Raw genomic sequence first — 15,197 nt, 5'->3', positions numbered from 1 at the left:
TACATCCTGCGCGCGTTCGCGAACGGCGGTTCGGCCATGACCGGTACCGAGGCGATCTCGAACGGGGTGAGCATCTTCCGCGATCCTCAACCCGAGAACGCCCGCCAGACCCTGCTCCTCATGAGCATGATCCTCGGTTCGATGTTCCTCGGCGTCTCGGTGTTGTCGGCGCTCACGCACACCATTCCCTTTAGCTCCGGAACGCCGACGGTCGTCTCGGAGATCGGCAAGCTCGTCTACGGAAGCTCAGGCGCCGGCGACGTCGCCTACGCCGCGCTGCAGACCTCGACCGCGCTCATCTTGATCCTCGCGGCGAACACGAGCTACACCGGCTTCCCGTTCCTCGTCAGTTTCGTCGCCGAGGACTCCTTCCTTCCTCGACAGCTAACCGTCCGAGGCCACCGCCTCGTCTTCTCGAACGGCATCATCGTCCTCACCGTCGCGTCGCTCGCGCTCCTACTCGCGACAAAGGCGCGGGTCGCGTCCCTCATCCCGATGTACGCGATCGGCGTCTTCACCGGCTTCACGATGGCCGGCGCGGGGATGGCCAAGCACCACGTCACCCACCGCGAAGCGGGCTGGCGGCGCGGCGTCGCGATCGGCGCGGTGGCGGCGGTCGTCTGCACGCTCGTCGTCGTGATCTTCGCGATCACCGAGTTCACCCGCGGCGCCTGGGTGGTGGTCGTCGTGATGCCGCTCCTCGTGTTCGGCCTCGTGCGCACCAACCGCCGCTACCGCCAGGAGTCGCGGGTCCTCGAGGAGGGGGCCGCCGTGGTCGCCTGCGAGGCGCCGGTGCTGCGCCGCCACGTCGTGGTCGTGCTCATCGACCGCATCGACCTCGCCACCGCGCGGGCGCTGCAGTACGCGCGCACCCTCTCACCCGACGAGCTGCGCGCCGTGCACTTCAACGTCGACGAGAGCCGCAGCGAGCGCCTAGTCTCCCGCTGGCGCCAGCTCGGGCTGACCCGCCTGCCCCTCGACGTCATCGAGTGCCCCGACCGCCGTCTCGGTCGTGCCGCCCTCGAGCTCGCGGCCGAGTCCGCGGACGGCGAGACCGAGGTGAGCATGCTGCTGCCCCGCCGCTCCTACCGGGGAGGCTGGGGGCGCTTCCTCCACGACCACACCGCCGACCGCATCGTCGAGACGGTGAGCCAGCTGGCGCACGTCAACGCGACGATCGTCCCCTTCAACGTCGCCGGCGCGATCGACCTCGACCTCGCCGCCGGCCTCGAGGAGCCCGAGACCGAGCGTCGCTCGCAGCGCGAGCGGGACGAGGCCTCGAACCCGACACCGGAGATCGCCGGGGCGACGCCGATCTCCGAGCTCAAGTGGCGCGACCGCGCCGTGGTCGCGGGCAGGGTGCGGGCGATCCGCATCCAACCGTGGTCGGGGGTGCCGACCCTTGAGTGCTCGATCGTCGACAACTCCCGGCGAACCCTGCTCGTCGTCTTCCTCGGCCGCCGCGACGTCCCCGGACTGCGGACAGGAACCGTCGTCAGCGTGGAGGGGCGCATCGGCACCCACCGCGGCCAGCTCGCCGTGGTGAACCCCCGCTACGAGATCCTCTCGACGAGCGAGGAGCACCGCTAGGAGCTCGCCGCCCCGCCGCCGGCGAGCGCCGTGCCGACCTGGCTGGCGATCGCCGCGGCGACGACGCGCCGCTCGAGGCTCACCGGCCGGCCGGGGGTCGGGACGAGGAGGAAGCGCCCCTGGTGCACCCCCCGCCCCTCGACGGTGAGCTCGAGCTCCCTCCCCGGCAGGCCGAGGTCCCCGGCGTCCCACGAACGGCCGGAGAGGATCACCTCCCCTCCCGCCTCAAGGCGGGCGAGGCGGGGGTCCGAGGGGAGCCGCTCGAAGCGGCAGTCGCGTAGGTAGAGCAGGTCGGAGAGCTCCGCGGCGGCGCGGATGACGACGAACTCGGGAGGCTCGCCGAGGGCGATCATCTCCGCGAAGTCGTGCAGCATCGCGAGGTGGTTGGCCCCCTCGAGCGCGATCCGCCGCTGGCGGCGGCCGCGCGCCGCGAGCTCGCTCACCGCGACACCGACCGCGAGCAAGAGCAGCGTCGTCTCGATGTCGAAGCGCTGCACGATCGAGAAGTGGTCGTAGGGGCGGGTGAAGAAGAAGTCGAACCAGACGCTCGCCGAAGCGGCGGCGAGGAAGCCGCCGAGGCGTTGGCCGGTCGCCGCGACGGCGACGACCACCGCGACGAGCACGAGCGCGGCGTCGGCCGCCTGGAAGCTCGAGCGCAGCGGCGAGATCGCGGCGGCCACCGCGGCGGGCGCGACGAGGCCGACGAGGACCGCGGCCGCCGGCAGCCGGAGGAGCCGTGCGCCGCGGCGCCTCACGGTCGCGCCCGGTGCACGCGCCCCGGCGGCGTGGTCGCCGCGTCGCGCTCGACCGGGACGAGGCGGGCCCGCACCGGCCGGTGGTCCGAGCCGGCGTCGGCGAGCACGCCCGCCTCCCCGACGCGCAGCGGGCCGCGGAAGAGCAGGTGGTCGATCTGACTGTGCGGCCGCCAGGCGGGCCAGCTCCTGGCGCGCACGGCGCGCCGCCAGCCCGGGAGGAGCGCGAGGAGGGGTGCTCCCCAGCAGTTCATGTCGCCGCCGATGACCGCGACGGGGCGCCCCGCGAGCGCCGCGCCGAGGGCCCGCACCTGGCGCCACGCACCGTGGCTGATGTGGCCGAGGTGGGTGCCGGCGACGACGAGCTCGTCGCCGGGAAGACCGACGCGCACGACGACCGCCCGGCGGCGGGCGGGGTCGCGGCGCAGCTGGGGGAGGTCGAGCACCTCGGCGTCGAGGAGCGGGAGGCGGGTCGCGACGCCGAGGCGCCAGCTCCCGCGCACCCCCGGCATGCCGCGCTCGGCCGGGCGCAGCGCCGCCCGCCGGCTGCGCGGCGGGCCCTCGAGGCGGAGCGCCCGCGGCGCCCGGCGCACGACGGAGGGGCCCCAGCGGCCGGCGGCGCGCGCCGCCGGCTCGTGGCGGACGAGGCGCGCCCGTGCGAGCTCGGTGGTCACGAGACGGTACGGGGCGGCGGCGCGCTCGGTGGCGGCGCTCTCGCCGTCGGCGAAGAAGAGCTCGGGGAGCACGACGACGTCGGCGTCGAGGCGGTGGAAGGCGCCCCAGAAGTCGTAGGGGCGCCCCCATCCGTCGACCCCGCCGTGGCCGTTGAAGACGGCCACCGAGACACCGCCGTCCGGGGCGCCCCCGCCCGGGGGCACGCTCACACCCTGCCGCAGCCCGCGACCGAGGCGAGGTCGGCATCGGGGCGGCCGAACCCCTCGGGCCAGTAGTCGCCGGTGACCTCGTCGAGCAGGTAGGCGGTGGGGTGCGGCGAGGAGACGATGGTGCGCAGCGCCTCGAGGAAGCGCTCGACGTCGGCGGTGGTCGTCGAGGCCCCCGCAGAGGCGCGCACTGCGCCCGGCATCTCGCGGTGGTCGCCGCGCCGCGCGCGCTCCCGGAAGCGGGCGAGCTCGCCCTCGCCGAGGCCGAGCAGGCGGACGAGGTAGGGGTGGGCGCAGAAGCAGCCGTGGCGGACGCCGATCCCGAACTCGGCGGAGAGGCGGGCGGCGATGAGGGCGTGCGGCAGCCCTTCGACCACGAAGGCGGCGACGGGGAGGCCCGCCACTTCGGCCGGGGGGCCGAGCAGCCGGACGCCCTCGATCGCCGCCAGCCCGCGGTACAGGCAGCTGCGCAGCGCCTCGTCGTGGGCGGTGATCGCGGGGAAGCCGATCGCGGCGAGCTCGTCGAGGGCGGCGCCGAGGGCGACGGCACCGAGGACGTTCGGCGAGCCGGCCTCCTCGCGCTCGGGCGGCGCCGACCAGACGACCTCGTCGAGGTCGACCAGCTCGACGGCGCCGCCGCCCGCGAGGAAGGGGTCCCCCACCGCGAACGTGGCGCGCGGTCCGATGAGCGCCCCCGCGCCGAAGGGGGCGTAGAGCTTGTGGCCGGAGAAGACGACGTAGTCCGCGGCGGCGGGGAGCGCCCGGTGGGGGGCGAGCTGCGCGGCGTCGACGAGGACCGGGACGCCGCGCTCGTGTGCGGCGGTGATCGCCTCCTCGAGCGGCGGGAGGTAGCCGGTGACGTTCGAGGCGCCGGTGATCGCGAGGAGCTTCGGGCGGGGCGAGGCCTCGAGGCCGGCGAGCAGCGCCGCGAGCTCGAGGCGGCCGTCGGCCGTGCACTCGACGAAGCGGCAGGTGGCGTAGCGCCCCCACGGGAGGAGGTTGGCGTGGTGCTCGAGGACCGTCGTGAGCACGATGTCGCCGGGGGCGAGCGCGAGGCGGAAGGCGAGGTGGTTGATCGCCTCGGTGGTGTTGCGGCAGAGGATGGCGACGTCGTCGGCGGAGCGGCCGGCGAAGCTGAGCACGGCGGCGCGGGCCTCCTCGTAGGCGGCGGTCGAGAAGCGCGAGGCGTAGCCGGCGCCGCGGTGCACGCTCGAGTAGTAGGGGAGGAAGGCGTTGACGCGGGCGGCCACACCGAGCGAGGCGCCCGTCGAGGCGGCCTGGTCGAGGCTCAGGTAGGGGCGGGTGGCGCCGTCGAGGCAGGGGACCTCGAGGCCCTCCCCGACGAGGTGCAGTGGCAGTGTCGTGACAGCTCCGGTCAAGGCGATGACGTCGGCCTAGACGCCGACGGTCCCGTCGATCACCTCGCGCAAGAGGTCGGCGTGGCCGTTGTGGCGGGCGTACTCCTCGATCAGGTGGACGAGCACGTAGCGCAGGCTCGGCTGGAGGGCGCGCCGACCGCTCGGGCGGGGGGCGATGTCGTCGAGCGAGGCGGAGTCGACGATCTCGCGCGAGCGGTCGCACTCGCTGCGAAAGGTCGACAGCGCGGCGGCGGGGTCGGCCGCCTCGGCCTCGTCGAAGGCCGCGTTCGGCGCCTCCTCCCGCTGGTAGAGGGGCTCGACCTCGAGGCCGGCGAAGCGCCCCTGCAGCCAGCGGCGCTCGACCTCGGACATGTGGCGGACGAGGCCGATGAGCGACATCGAGGAGGGGGGCACCGACCGGCGGGAGAGCGCCGCGGCGTCGAGGCCCTCGCACTTGCGCTCGAGGGTCGCGCGGTGGAAGTCGAGCCAGCTGAGCAGCATCTCGCGCTCATCGGCCACGGCCGGGGGATCGGTACGGGTGATCTCCATCTTCGGACGATAGGCCACCGGCGCGCCCGCCCGTCTCGACGGCGCCGACGGCGCGTGCAACGCTTTCGCGCCGCCACTTTCGGGAGCGAGATGATCGAGCACGCCGTCCGGGTCTACAAGAGCGCCGAGTCGTTGCCGCGAGCCGGGCAGCTCGCGTGGAAGATCGCCGAGGTCGCCGCCGACCCCGTCCCCCTCGCCGAGGACGTCGCGGAGATGGTCGTCAACCGCATCATCGACAACGCCGCGGTCGCCGTCGCCTCGGTGGACCGCCACCCGGTGCGGACCGCCCGCTTGCAGGCGCTGGCGGCTCCCTCGACGCGGGGCGCCGCGGTCCTCGGGCGCGAGCAGGCGCTGCGCGTCGCCCCCGAGTGGGCGGCGTGGGCGAACGGCGTCGCGGTCCGCGAGCTCGACTTCCACGACACCTTCCTCGCCGCCGAGTACGCCCACCCCGGCGACAACATCCCCCCGCTGCTCGCCACCGCGCAGCACGTGGGGGCGAGCGGCGAGGAGCTCTGCCGGGCGATCGCGACCGGCTACGAGATCCAGATCGACCTCGCCACCGGGATCTGCCTCCACGAGCACCGCATCGACCACATCGCCCACCTCGGCCCCTCGGTCGCCGCCGGCCTCGGCACCCTCCTCGGGTTGCCCACCGAGGTCACCTACCAGGCGGTCGGCCAGGCCCTGCACACGACGACCACGACCCGACAGTCCCGAAAGGGCGAGATCTCGTCCTGGAAGGCCTACGCCCCCGCCTTCGCCGGCAAGGTGGCGATCGAGGCCGTCGACCGCTGCCTGCGCGGCGAGGGCGCCCCGTCACCGATCTACGAGGGCGAGGACGGCGTCCTCGCGTGGATGCTCGACGGCCCGGACAGCGCCTACGTCGTCCCCCTCCCCGCGGCGGGCGAGGAGAAGCGGGCGATCCTCGAGAGCTACACCAAGGAGTACTCGGCGGAGTACCAGGCGCAGGCCCTGATCGACCTCGCGCTGCGGATGCGGGGGCGCATCGGCGACCTCGGCGCGGTGGTGGCGGTGACCATCCACACCAGCCACCACACCCACGCGGTGATCGGCACGGGCGCCAATGACCCGCAGAAGTTCGACCCCGACGCCTCGCGGGAGACCCTCGACCACTCCGCCCCCTACATCTTCGCGGTCGCCCTCGAGGACGGCGGCTGGCACCACGAGCGCTCTTACGCGAGTGAGCGGGCGCACCGCCCCTCGACGATCAAGCTCTGGCGGAGCATCTCGACCGTCGAGGACCCGGAGTGGAGCCGCCGCTACCACGCCCTCGACCCGAAGGAGAAGGCCTTTGGCGGCCGCGTGGTGATCGAGCTCGCCGACGGCACGCGCGTCGAGGACGAGCTCGCCGTCGCCGACGCCCACCCCCTCGGCGCCCGACCCTTCGCTCGCGCCGACTACGTGGCGAAGTTCACCACCCTCGCCGAAGGGGTCGTCAGCCCCGCCGAGCAGCGGCGCTTCCTCGCCGCCGCGGAGTCGTTGCGCGAGCTGCGGGGCGAGGAGCTCCTCGGCCTCAACGTCGCCGTCGAGGACCTCGCCGGGCGCGACGCGACGGCTCCCGCGGGGCTCCGCTGATGCTCGGCGCCACGACCTCGGTCGCCGAGCGGCGGCGCGCCTTTCGCGAGGGGCTCGCCTCGGGGCGGCTGCTGCGCTTCCCCGGTGCCTTCAACCCGAACTCGGCGCTGCTCATCGAGGAGCACGGCTTCGAGGGCGTCTACGTCTCGGGCGCGGTCCTCTCGGCCGAGCTCGGCCTCCCCGACATCGGCCTCACCACCCTCACCGAGGTCGCGGGGCGCGCGCACGCCATCGCGCGGGTCACCAACCTGCCGGCCCTCGTCGACGCCGACACCGGCTTCGGGGAGCCGATGAACGCGGCGCGCACCGTCCAGCAGCTGGAGGAGATGGGCCTCGCCGGCTGCCACATCGAGGACCAAGTGAACCCGAAGCGCTGCGGCCACCTCGACGGCAAGGCCGTCGTCGGGCGCGACGAGATGTGCCGCCGCCTCGCGGCCGCGGTCGGTGCGCGCCGCGACGGCGACTTCGTCGTCTGCGCCCGCACCGACGCGCGCGCGGTGGAGGGCCTCGACGGGGCGATCGAGCGCGCCAAGGCCTACGTCGACGCCGGCGCCGACCTCATCTTCGCCGAGGCGCTCGAGAACGAGCACGAGTTCGAGCAGTTCAAAAAGGCCGTGCCGGCACCGCTGCTCGCGAACATGACCGAGTTCGGCAAGAGCCCGCTCCTTTCGCGCGCAACCCTCGAGGCGCTCGGGGTGAACGTCGCGATCTACCCGGTGACCTTCTTCCGCCTCGCGATGGGCGCCGCCGAGGCGGGCCTCGAGGTGCTCGCCCGCGAGGGGGACCAGCGCAGCCTCGTCGACAAGATGCAGACGCGGGCCCGTCTCTACGAGGTCCTCGACTACGAGGGCTACACCGCCTTTGACGGCGAGATCTTCAACTTCACTCTCGAGGACAACAGCTGACCGCGCCAGGCGGTCTGAAAGGGTGCAAGTGAGCGAGAGCGACGAAATCCACAAGGGCCTCGACGGCGTCGTCGTCGACACCACCGCGGTGTCGATGGTGAACCCGGCCTCCAACTCCCTCACCTACCGCGGCTACCCCGTGCAGGAGCTCGCCGCCTTCTGCAGCTTCGAGCAGGTCGCCTACCTCATCTGGCACGGCGAGCTGCCGAGCGTCGACGAGCTCGCGACCTTCACCGCGAGCGAGCGCTCGCTGCGCGCCCTCCCCGAGCAGCTCGTCGAGCTGCTCGTCGCGACGCCCCGGGGCGGCCATCCGATGGACACCCTCCGCACCGCGCTCAGCTGGCTCGGTACCGTCGACCCCCGCGAGGACGACGCCAGCGAGGAGGCGAACCTCGCGAAGTCCCTCGACATGATGGCGAAGATCCCGACCATCGTCGCCCTCGAGCAGCGCCGCCGCCGCGGCCAGCCGCCGATCCCCCCCGACCCCTCGCTCGGCTTCGCCGAGAACTTCTTCCAGATGTGCTTCGGGGAGGTCCCCGAGCCGGCGGTGGTCCGCTGCTTCGAGATCTCGCTCGTCCTCTACGCCGAGCACAGCTTCAACGCTTCGACCTTCACGGCGCGCGTCGTCACCTCGACCCTCTCGGACATCTACAGCGCGGTCGTGGCCGGCGTGGGCGCCCTGAAGGGGCCGCTGCACGGCGGGGCGAACGAGGCCGTGATGCACATGATGGAGGAGATCGGCGACCCCGACCGCGCCGTCGACTGGCTGCACGAGGCCTTCGAGAAGAAGAAGCTGGTGATGGGCTTCGGCCACCGCGTCTACAAGAGCGGCGACTCGCGGGTCCCGACGATGCGCGCGGCCCTCGAGGAGATGGCCACGCTGCGCGGCGGGGAGTCCCTGATGGCGATGTACCGCAACCTTGAAGAGGCGATGATCGCCGAGAAGGGCATCCACCCGAACCTCGACTTTCCCTCCGGCCCCGCCTACCACCTGATGGGCTTCGACACCGAGATGTTCACGCCGATCTTCGTGGTCAGCAGGATCACCGGCTGGACGGCGCACGTCATCGAGCAGCTGCAGGCGAACTCGCTCATCCGCCCGCTCAGCCGCTACGTCGGGGCCGCCGAGCGCCACCTCCCAGACGGCGCCGGGGCACTCTGAGCGGGCCCCGGCCGACGGGCCTCAGCCGGCGGGCGGCTCCGGCCAGTCGTAGAAGCCGCGGCCGGCCTTGCGACCGAGGCGCCCCTCGGCGACGAGGCGCTCGAGGAGCGGCGGCGGGCTGAAGCGGGGGCCGTAGGCCTCCTCGAGGACGCGCGCGATCCCGAGTCGGACGTCGAGGCCGACGAGGTCGGTGAGGCGGAGCGGCCCCATCGGGTGGCCGTAGCCGAGGACCATCGCCCGGTCGATGTCCTCGGCGGCGGCGAGGCCCGACTCGAGCATGCGGATCGCCTCGAGGCCGAGGAGGACCCCGAGGCGGCTCGTGAGGAAGCCCGGGGCGTCGTGCACGACGAGCGCCTCCTTGCCGAGCTGGGTCGCGGCCGCGCTCGCCGCCCCCACGACGCCCGGGTCGCTCGCCGTGCCGACGACCACCTCGACGAGGGCCATCTGGCGGACGGGGTTGAAGAAGTGCATGCCGACGAGGCGCTCGGGGCGTGCAAGCGCCTCGGCGAGGGCGTCGATCGAGATCGAGCTCGTGTTGCTCGCGAGGAGCCGCGGGGCGAGCGCCTCCGCCTCGGCGAGGACGAGGTGTTTCAGCTCGAGCCGCTCGGGCACCGCCTCGACGACGAGGTCGAGCGCCCCCCCGAGCTCGGCGACCGAGGCCACCACCTCGATCAGCGCGAGCGTCGCGGCGCGTCCCGTCTCGTCGATCAGGCCGCGCGCGAGGTCCCGGTCGAGGTCCGAGGCGACCCTGCTGGCGAGCGCGCCCGCGGCGGCCGCGTCCGCCTCGGCGAGGCGCACCGCGACGCCGGCGCGCGCCGCGGCGTAGGCGATCCCCGCTCCCATCGTCCCACCGCCGATGATGCCGATCCGGCGCAGCGGCCCCTCAGCCATAGGCGAAGAAGCCGTGCCCGCTCTTGCGACCGAGAAGGCCACCGGCGACCATGCGCGCGAGCAGCGGCGGCGTGGCGAACGCCGGGTCGCGGAACTCCGCGTAGAGCGACTCGGCGCACAGGGCGACGGTGTCGAGGCCGATGAAGTCGCACAGCGCGAGGGGGCCGAGGGGATGGTTGCAGCCGAGCACCATCCCGGCGTCGATGTCCTCGGCGCTCGCGAAGCGCCCCTCGAGCATCCGCACCGCGGACAGCAGGTAGGGGATGAGCAGGCCGTTCACGATGAAGCCGGCGCGGTCAGCGGCGTGGATGACGGACTTCTCGAGCGGGCCGGTGACGAAGGCCTCCGCCCGCTCGGCCGTCGCCGGCGCTGTGCGCACCGAGGAGATCAGCTCGACGAGCGGCATCACCGGCACCGGGTTGAAGAAGTGCACTCCGAGCACCGACTCGGGACGGCGGGTCGCCATCGCCATCTTCACGATCGGGATCGTCGAGGTGTTCGAGGCGAGGACCGCCTGCGGGTCCTCCACGATCTCGTCGAGGCGGGCGAACAGGGCGCACTTCACCGCCTCGTCCTCGACCGCGGCCTCGATCACGAGGTCGCGGTCGGCGAGCTCCTCGAGGCCGGTGACTGCACGGACGCGTCGCAGCGCCGCGTCGCGGCCCTGTTCGTCGAGCTTCCCGGCGCCGACGGCGCGCGCCAGCGAGGACTCGAGACGCGCCTGGCCGCGGGCGAGCGCCGCGGCGTCGGAGTCGGTGACGACGACGTCGAGACCGGCGCGGGCGCAGACCTCGGCGATGCCCGCACCCATCTGGCCGAAGCCGACCACCCCGACCCGTTCGGTCGCCATCGGTACCTCAGCGACCCGTGAACTCGGCGTGGCCGGGTCCCGAGGCGAAGAAGGAGGCCATCCCGATGCGCGCGTCCTCGGTGGAGAGGGTCTCGACGAAGCGGGCCCGCTCTGCGGCGAGGCCGTCGGCGAGGGGGCCCTCGAGGCCACCGTCGATCAGCGCCTTCACGACCGCGAGCGCGCCACGCGGCCCGCTCGCGAAACGCCCGGCGAGCTCCAGCGCACGCCCGAGGACCTCGTCGGCGGGGTGGGCTGCCTCTGCGAGGCCGACGGCGAGCGCCTCCTCGGCGCGCACCTCCCTGCCCGAGAGGATCATCGACTTCGCGACGGCCGGCCCGACGAGGCGGGGGAGGCGCTGGGTCCCCCCGCCACCGGGGAAGAGGCCGAGGAGGATCTCCGGCAGGCCGAGGCGGGCATCGTCCGCGATCACCCGCAGGTCGCAGGCGAGGGCGAGCTCGAGGCCCCCGCCGTAGGCGACGCCGTTCACCGCGGCGATCGTCGCGCAGGGCAGCGAGGCGAGGAGGTCGAGCGCCGTTCCGAGCAGCGCCACGAGCTCTGCCCCCCGCGCCGGCTCGGCGAGCTCGGCGATCTCGGCGCCGGCGGCGAAGATGCGCGGCCCCCCGGTGACGACGAGGGCGCCCGGCGGGTCGGCGTGCAGCGCGACGAGCGCCTGCTCGAGCTCGCCGGTGAGCGCGATCGAGAGCGCGTTCACCTTCGGGCGGTCGAGGCGCAGCGTCACCACCGCCCCCTCGCGGCTGACGACGACCATCGGGTCGGCCATCAGTCGAGCCCCGCCAGCGAGCGGGCGTAGGCCACCGCGCCCCGCGCGTCGTAGGCCCGCAGGAGCTGCAGCTTCTCGGCCTCGATCGACCCCTCGGCGTGCACCGCGAGCACCGCCTGGTAGCCGCCGAAGTCCCGCGAGGTGAGATCGGAGATGAGGTGCATCATCGGCAGCCGCTCGGCGGCGGGGACGGCGGCGGCGAAGTACTTCTCGAGGACGGGGCGCACCTCCTCCGACGCCCAGTCCTCGGCGCCCGGTCCCGTCACGAGCAGCCCGCCGGCGAGGTCCTGCACGATCTCGAGCGCCTCGTGGTAGCCGGTGGCGAAGGTGTACTTGGCGATGTTCGTCGTCATCGGGTCGGGGTAGGCGATCCCGTCGGGCGCGAGCTGCGCGCGCCGCGCGGCGAGCTCGGTGAGGCCGCGCACCGTCTCCGCGTAGCCGACGAGGCGGGCGAGCTTGTCGCGCACGTGGCCGGCGCGGGCGATCCCGTTCATCTCGGCGATCACCGCCGCGGCGCCGACGAGCGCGTCGAGGAGGGGGAGCTTGTAGCTCACGGCGGTGAAGCGGTGGTACTCGACGAAGGTGAGGGCGAGCGGGCCGGCGAGCTCGGTGCGCCGGCAGCAGAAGACGCGCTCGCTCGGGACGAAGACGTCGTCGAAGACCGTCAGGCTCTCGAGCATCTTGTGGCGGCTCGAGAGCGGGAACTCGAAGGGGTCGCGGGCCCCGGCCGCGTACGAGGAGACGTAGAGGCTGAGCCCCTCGGTCGCCACCGGGACGGCGAAGGCGACGGCGTAGTCGGCGTCGTCGGGGCCCATCGCCCGCGTCGGCAGCACGATCAGCTCGTCGACGTTGGCGCTCACCGAGGTGTGCACCTTCGCTCCGCGCACGACGATCCCGTCCGCGCGCTCCTCGACGACGCGCACGTAGAGGTCGGGGTCGCCCTGCGCGCTCGGCGCGAGGGCGCGGTCACCTTTCACGTCGGTCTGCGCGACGGCGAGGGTGAGGTCACCGTCGCGGCAGAAGCGGTGGTAGCGCTCGGCGCGTGCGCGCGCCTCGCCGTCGAGGACGCGCAGCAGCGCGAAGAGCGCGTCGGTGCCGATCTCGCGGACGAGGGTGACGAGGGTCCCGCCCGCCGCGGTGCTCGCCTCGATGAGCGCCGAGCGGCGGAGGAGGTCCTCGGCGGAGCGGGGGACGCGGTAGTAGGCGCTGTAGGGCCCCTCCCCGTCGTCGGCGACGGCGAGCTCGCGGTGCTCCTCGGTGAGGACGAAGTCGAGCGCCGCATGGTCGACGGCGACCCGCAGCTCCTCGTGCGCGGTGACGTCGGCGACCCGCTCTCCCCGGTAGTAGACGACGCGCCCGTCCCGGAGCCCCTCGCGGTACTGGTCTGCCGTCCGCATCGCCATCGCGGCGACGGTACTGGAGCGCTCCCGGCGCGGCAATCGGCCGGTTGCCGCCACCGGGACCTTCCCCTACGGTGCCGCGCGCGGTCGCGCGCATGACCGCAGGGTGCGGGAAGGGGGGAGGGGGGCGCTGCGGCGCCCACCGCAGCGATGGCCTTGGAGCTCGTGGCGGGAGCCGCCGAGACGCCGCTCAGCCCCACCCTCTTCCTGGAGCGCGCCGCGGCCGTCTTCGCGGAGCGGACGGCGATCGTCGACGGTGGCCGCTCGCTCAGCTACGGCGAGTTCGCCGAGCGCTGCCGCCGCCTCGCGAGCGCCCTCGTCGATAGCGGCCTCGCCCCCGGTGGGCGCGTCGCGGCGCTGTGCACGAACAGCCACGTGATGCTCGAGCTGCACCACGGCGTGCCGCTCGCCGGCGCCGTCCTCGTGCCGTTGAACTTCCGCCTCACCGCCGACGACCTCGCCTACATGGTGGGTCACTGCGGCGCGGCGCTCCTCGTCGCCACCGCCGAGCTCGCCCCCCTCGCCGCCGAGGTCGCCGAGCGCAGCGGCATCCGTCTGCTCGTCGAGGGCGACGGTGGCTACGAGGCCTTCCTCGCCGGCGCCGCGGCGACGTCGCGCGCCGCTCCCGAGGAGCACAGCCTGCTGGCGATCAACTACACGAGCGGCAGCACCGGCCAGCCGAAGGGTGTGATGTACAACCATCGCGGCGCCTACCTGCAGGCGCTGGCGATGGCCTTCCACCTCCGCCTCGGCACCGAGTCCCGCTACCTGTGGACGCTGCCGATGTTCCACTGCGACGGCTGGTGCATCACCTGGGCGGTCACCGCGGCGGGCGGCGAGCACCGCTGCCTGCGCCTCTTCGACCCCGCCGCCGCCTGGGCGGAGCTCGCCGCCGGGGGGATCACCCACCTCTCGGCGGCGCCGACGGTGCTCACGATGATCGCCGAGGCGGCCTCCCAGCCCGCTGCCGCCCCGCCGCGGCGCGCCGTCGCGGCGACGACCGGCGGTGCGCCGCCCTCGCCGGCCCTCCTCGAGCGCCTCGCCGCCCTCGAGCTCACCGTCACCCACCTCTACGGCCTCACCGAGAGCTACGGCCCGGCGGTGACCAACGTCTGGCAGCCGGCGTGGTCCGCCGAGAGCCCCGCGGCGCAGGCCGCGCTGAACGCCCGCCAGGGGATCGGCAACGTGGTGAGCGGCGGGCTGCGGGTCCTCGCCCAGGACGGCAGCGAGGTCCCCGCCGACGGCGAGACGATCGGTGAGATCGCCCTGCGCGGCAACAACGTGATGGCCGGTTACTACGCCGACCCCGAGGCCACGGCCGCGGCGGTGCGCGACGGCTGGCTGTTCACCGGCGACCTCGGCGTCTGTCACCCCGACGGCTACGTGGAGCTGCGGGATCGCGCCAAGGACATCATCATCACCGGCGGCGAGAACGTCGCCTCGGTGGAGGTGGAGCGCGCCCTCGCGGCCCATCCCGCGGTCCTCGAGTCGGCGGTCGTCGCCGCGCCCGACGCGACGTGGGGCGAGGTCCCCTACGCCTTCGTCACGCTGAAGGCGGGCGCCGAGGTGAGCGGCGAGGAGCTCATCTCGTTCTGCCGGGAGCGCCTCGCGCACTTCAAGGCGCCGCGCGCGGTGCGCTTCTCCGCGCTGCCGAAGACCGCCACCGGCAAGGTGCAGAAGCACGTGCTGCGCGCCGAGCTCGCGGCGGCTCAGACGATCGTCCAGCCACCGTCCACGCAGAGCACCTGACCGGTCACGAAGCTGCTGGCCGGGGAGGCGAGGAAGAGCAGCGCGCCGTCGAGCTCGCCTTCCTCGCCGGCGCGGCCCATCGGCGTGTTGCGCTCGATGAAGCGCCGCCCCCGCTCGCTCGCGAACATCTCGGCGGTCATCTCCGAGGCGAACCAGCCGGGCGCAAGCGCGTTCACCCGGACGCCCTTGTCGGCCCACTGCGCGGCGAGCTCGCGGGTGAGGTTGACGAGCGCCCCCTTGCTCGCCGAGTAGCTCGCCTGCGGGATCCGCCCCGAGGCGATGAGCCCGAGGACCGAGGCGACGTTCACGATCGTGCCGCCACCGTCGCTCACCATGTGGCGGGCGACGAGCTGGGAGAGCACGAAGGGGGCGGTGACGTTGACCTCGAGGATCCGTCGGAAGCTCGCCGGCTCCTCCTCGAGCGCTGGCACCACCGCGACGGCCCCTGCGTTGTTCACCAGCACGTCCACCCGTCCGAAGCGCCCGACGGTCTCCTCGACGAGGTGGGCGAGCTCGGACTCGACCGTGACGTCGGTCGGCACCGCGACCACGCCGGGCAGCGTCGCGGCGAGCTCCTCGAGCGCCGCGGCACGCCGGGCGGCGACGACGACCGTCGCCCCCGCGGCCGAGAGGACCTCGGCGAAGCGGCGGCCGAGGCCGGAGGAGGCACCGGTGAGCAGCGCGACCTTGCCGTCCAGGCGGAACAGGGCGGTGGGGTCCTCGGGCACGGCCG

The 15,197-nt window shown here is 73.9% G+C and carries 14 protein-coding genes; 5 read left to right on the top strand and 9 right to left on the bottom strand.

Annotation, left to right across the window (positions count from 1 at the left end; genetic code table 11):
* Nucleotides 1–1,590, top strand: a 1,590-nt coding sequence (locus VNF07_00625; protein ID HVB04743.1) for an amino acid permease, incomplete at its 5' end; no start/stop codon positions are given.
* On the opposite strand, the gene VNF07_00620 is transcribed toward VNF07_00625, so the two are convergent.
* The 4 genes from VNF07_00620 to VNF07_00605 are packed head-to-tail and all read right to left on the bottom strand — an operon-like array spanning nucleotide 1,587 to nucleotide 5,130.
* A complete protein-coding gene (locus VNF07_00620) occupies nucleotides 1,587–2,345 on the bottom strand; it encodes a DUF4118 domain-containing protein (protein HVB04742.1) in 759 nt (252 codons plus the stop codon). The two genes, VNF07_00625 and VNF07_00620, sit on opposite strands and share 4 nt — an antisense overlap.
* Nucleotides 2,342–3,220, bottom strand: coding sequence for an endonuclease/exonuclease/phosphatase family protein (locus VNF07_00615; GenBank protein HVB04741.1), 879 nt, complete (start codon nucleotides 3,218–3,220; stop codon nucleotides 2,342–2,344). The genes VNF07_00620 and VNF07_00615 overlap by 4 nt, the downstream gene beginning before the upstream one ends.
* A 2-nt stretch (nucleotides 3,221–3,222) precedes the next feature.
* Nucleotides 3,223–4,602, bottom strand: coding sequence for an aminotransferase class V-fold PLP-dependent enzyme (locus VNF07_00610; GenBank protein HVB04740.1), 1,380 nt, complete (start codon nucleotides 4,600–4,602; stop codon nucleotides 3,223–3,225).
* Nucleotides 4,603–4,617: 15 nt separating this feature from the next.
* On the bottom strand, nucleotides 4,618–5,130 hold the full coding sequence (locus VNF07_00605; protein ID HVB04739.1) for a DinB family protein: 513 nt from the start codon (nucleotides 5,128–5,130) through the stop codon (nucleotides 4,618–4,620).
* 90 nt (nucleotides 5,131–5,220) lie between these two features.
* On the opposite strand from VNF07_00605, the gene VNF07_00600 reads away from it, so the two are divergent.
* The 3 genes from VNF07_00600 to VNF07_00590 are packed head-to-tail and all read left to right on the top strand — an operon-like array spanning nucleotide 5,221 to nucleotide 8,793.
* Nucleotides 5,221–6,726 (top strand): MmgE/PrpD family protein, encoded by a 1,506-nt coding sequence (locus VNF07_00600; protein HVB04738.1) that lies wholly within the window; start codon nucleotides 5,221–5,223, stop codon nucleotides 6,724–6,726.
* Nucleotides 6,726–7,631, top strand: coding sequence for a methylisocitrate lyase (gene prpB / locus VNF07_00595; GenBank protein HVB04737.1), 906 nt, complete (start codon nucleotides 6,726–6,728; stop codon nucleotides 7,629–7,631). The genes VNF07_00600 and prpB overlap by 1 nt, the downstream gene beginning before the upstream one ends.
* Before the next feature lie 28 nt (nucleotides 7,632–7,659).
* Nucleotides 7,660–8,793 carry a bifunctional 2-methylcitrate synthase/citrate synthase gene (locus tag VNF07_00590; GenBank protein HVB04736.1) on the top strand — a complete coding sequence of 378 codons (1,134 nt, stop codon included), beginning with the start codon at nucleotides 7,660–7,662 and terminating at the stop codon, nucleotides 8,791–8,793.
* Nucleotides 8,794–8,814: 21 nt separating this feature from the next.
* Here VNF07_00590 and VNF07_00585 read toward each other — a convergent pair whose 3' ends face one another.
* The 4 genes from VNF07_00585 to VNF07_00570 are packed head-to-tail and all read right to left on the bottom strand — an operon-like array spanning nucleotide 8,815 to nucleotide 12,718.
* Nucleotides 8,815–9,684 carry a 3-hydroxyacyl-CoA dehydrogenase family protein gene (locus VNF07_00585; GenBank protein HVB04735.1) on the bottom strand — a complete coding sequence of 290 codons (870 nt, stop codon included), beginning with the start codon at nucleotides 9,682–9,684 and terminating at the stop codon, nucleotides 8,815–8,817.
* Nucleotides 9,677–10,534, bottom strand: coding sequence for a 3-hydroxybutyryl-CoA dehydrogenase (locus VNF07_00580; GenBank protein ID HVB04734.1), 858 nt, complete (start codon nucleotides 10,532–10,534; stop codon nucleotides 9,677–9,679). The genes VNF07_00585 and VNF07_00580 overlap by 8 nt, the downstream gene beginning before the upstream one ends.
* A 7-nt stretch (nucleotides 10,535–10,541) precedes the next feature.
* A complete protein-coding gene (locus VNF07_00575; protein HVB04733.1) occupies nucleotides 10,542–11,315 on the bottom strand; it encodes an enoyl-CoA hydratase-related protein in 774 nt (257 codons plus the stop codon).
* A complete protein-coding gene (locus tag VNF07_00570) occupies nucleotides 11,315–12,718 on the bottom strand; it encodes a 4-hydroxyphenylacetate 3-hydroxylase N-terminal domain-containing protein (protein ID HVB04732.1) in 1,404 nt (467 codons plus the stop codon). Before VNF07_00570 ends, VNF07_00575 begins: the two co-directional genes overlap by 1 nt.
* Before the next feature lie 147 nt (nucleotides 12,719–12,865).
* Here VNF07_00570 and VNF07_00565 point away from each other — a divergent pair, with 147 nt between their 5' ends.
* A complete protein-coding gene (locus VNF07_00565) occupies nucleotides 12,866–14,464 on the top strand; it encodes an AMP-binding protein (protein HVB04731.1) in 1,599 nt (532 codons plus the stop codon).
* On the opposite strand, the gene VNF07_00560 is transcribed toward VNF07_00565, so the two are convergent.
* Nucleotides 14,425–15,192, bottom strand: coding sequence for a glucose 1-dehydrogenase (locus VNF07_00560; GenBank protein HVB04730.1), 768 nt, complete (start codon nucleotides 15,190–15,192; stop codon nucleotides 14,425–14,427). The genes VNF07_00565 and VNF07_00560 overlap by 40 nt on opposite strands.
* Nucleotides 15,193–15,197: the final 5 nt, after the last annotated feature.

The organism is Acidimicrobiales bacterium (assembly GCA_035533595.1).
In the GTDB taxonomy this organism is placed as follows: domain Bacteria; phylum Actinomycetota; class Acidimicrobiia; order Acidimicrobiales; family Bog-793; genus DATLTN01.
This window is presented reverse-complemented; position numbering and strand designations above follow the sequence as displayed.

Coding starts and splice junctions, on each gene's coding strand:
- VNF07_00600 (HVB04738.1), top strand. CDS start 5,221: ATGATCGAGCACGCCGTCCGGGTCTACAAGAGCGCCGAGTCGTTGCCG.
- VNF07_00585 (HVB04735.1), bottom strand. CDS start 9,684: ATGGCTGAGGGGCCGCTGCGCCGGATCGGCATCATCGGCGGTGGGACG.
- prpB (HVB04737.1), top strand. CDS start 6,726: ATGCTCGGCGCCACGACCTCGGTCGCCGAGCGGCGGCGCGCCTTTCGC.
- VNF07_00570 (HVB04732.1), bottom strand. CDS start 12,718: ATGGCGATGCGGACGGCAGACCAGTACCGCGAGGGGCTCCGGGACGGG.
- VNF07_00605 (HVB04739.1), bottom strand. CDS start 5,130: ATGGAGATCACCCGTACCGATCCCCCGGCCGTGGCCGATGAGCGCGAG.
- VNF07_00565 (HVB04731.1), top strand. CDS start 12,866: ATGGCCTTGGAGCTCGTGGCGGGAGCCGCCGAGACGCCGCTCAGCCCC.
- VNF07_00580 (HVB04734.1), bottom strand. CDS start 10,534: ATGGCGACCGAACGGGTCGGGGTGGTCGGCTTCGGCCAGATGGGTGCG.
- VNF07_00575 (HVB04733.1), bottom strand. CDS start 11,315: ATGGCCGACCCGATGGTCGTCGTCAGCCGCGAGGGGGCGGTGGTGACG.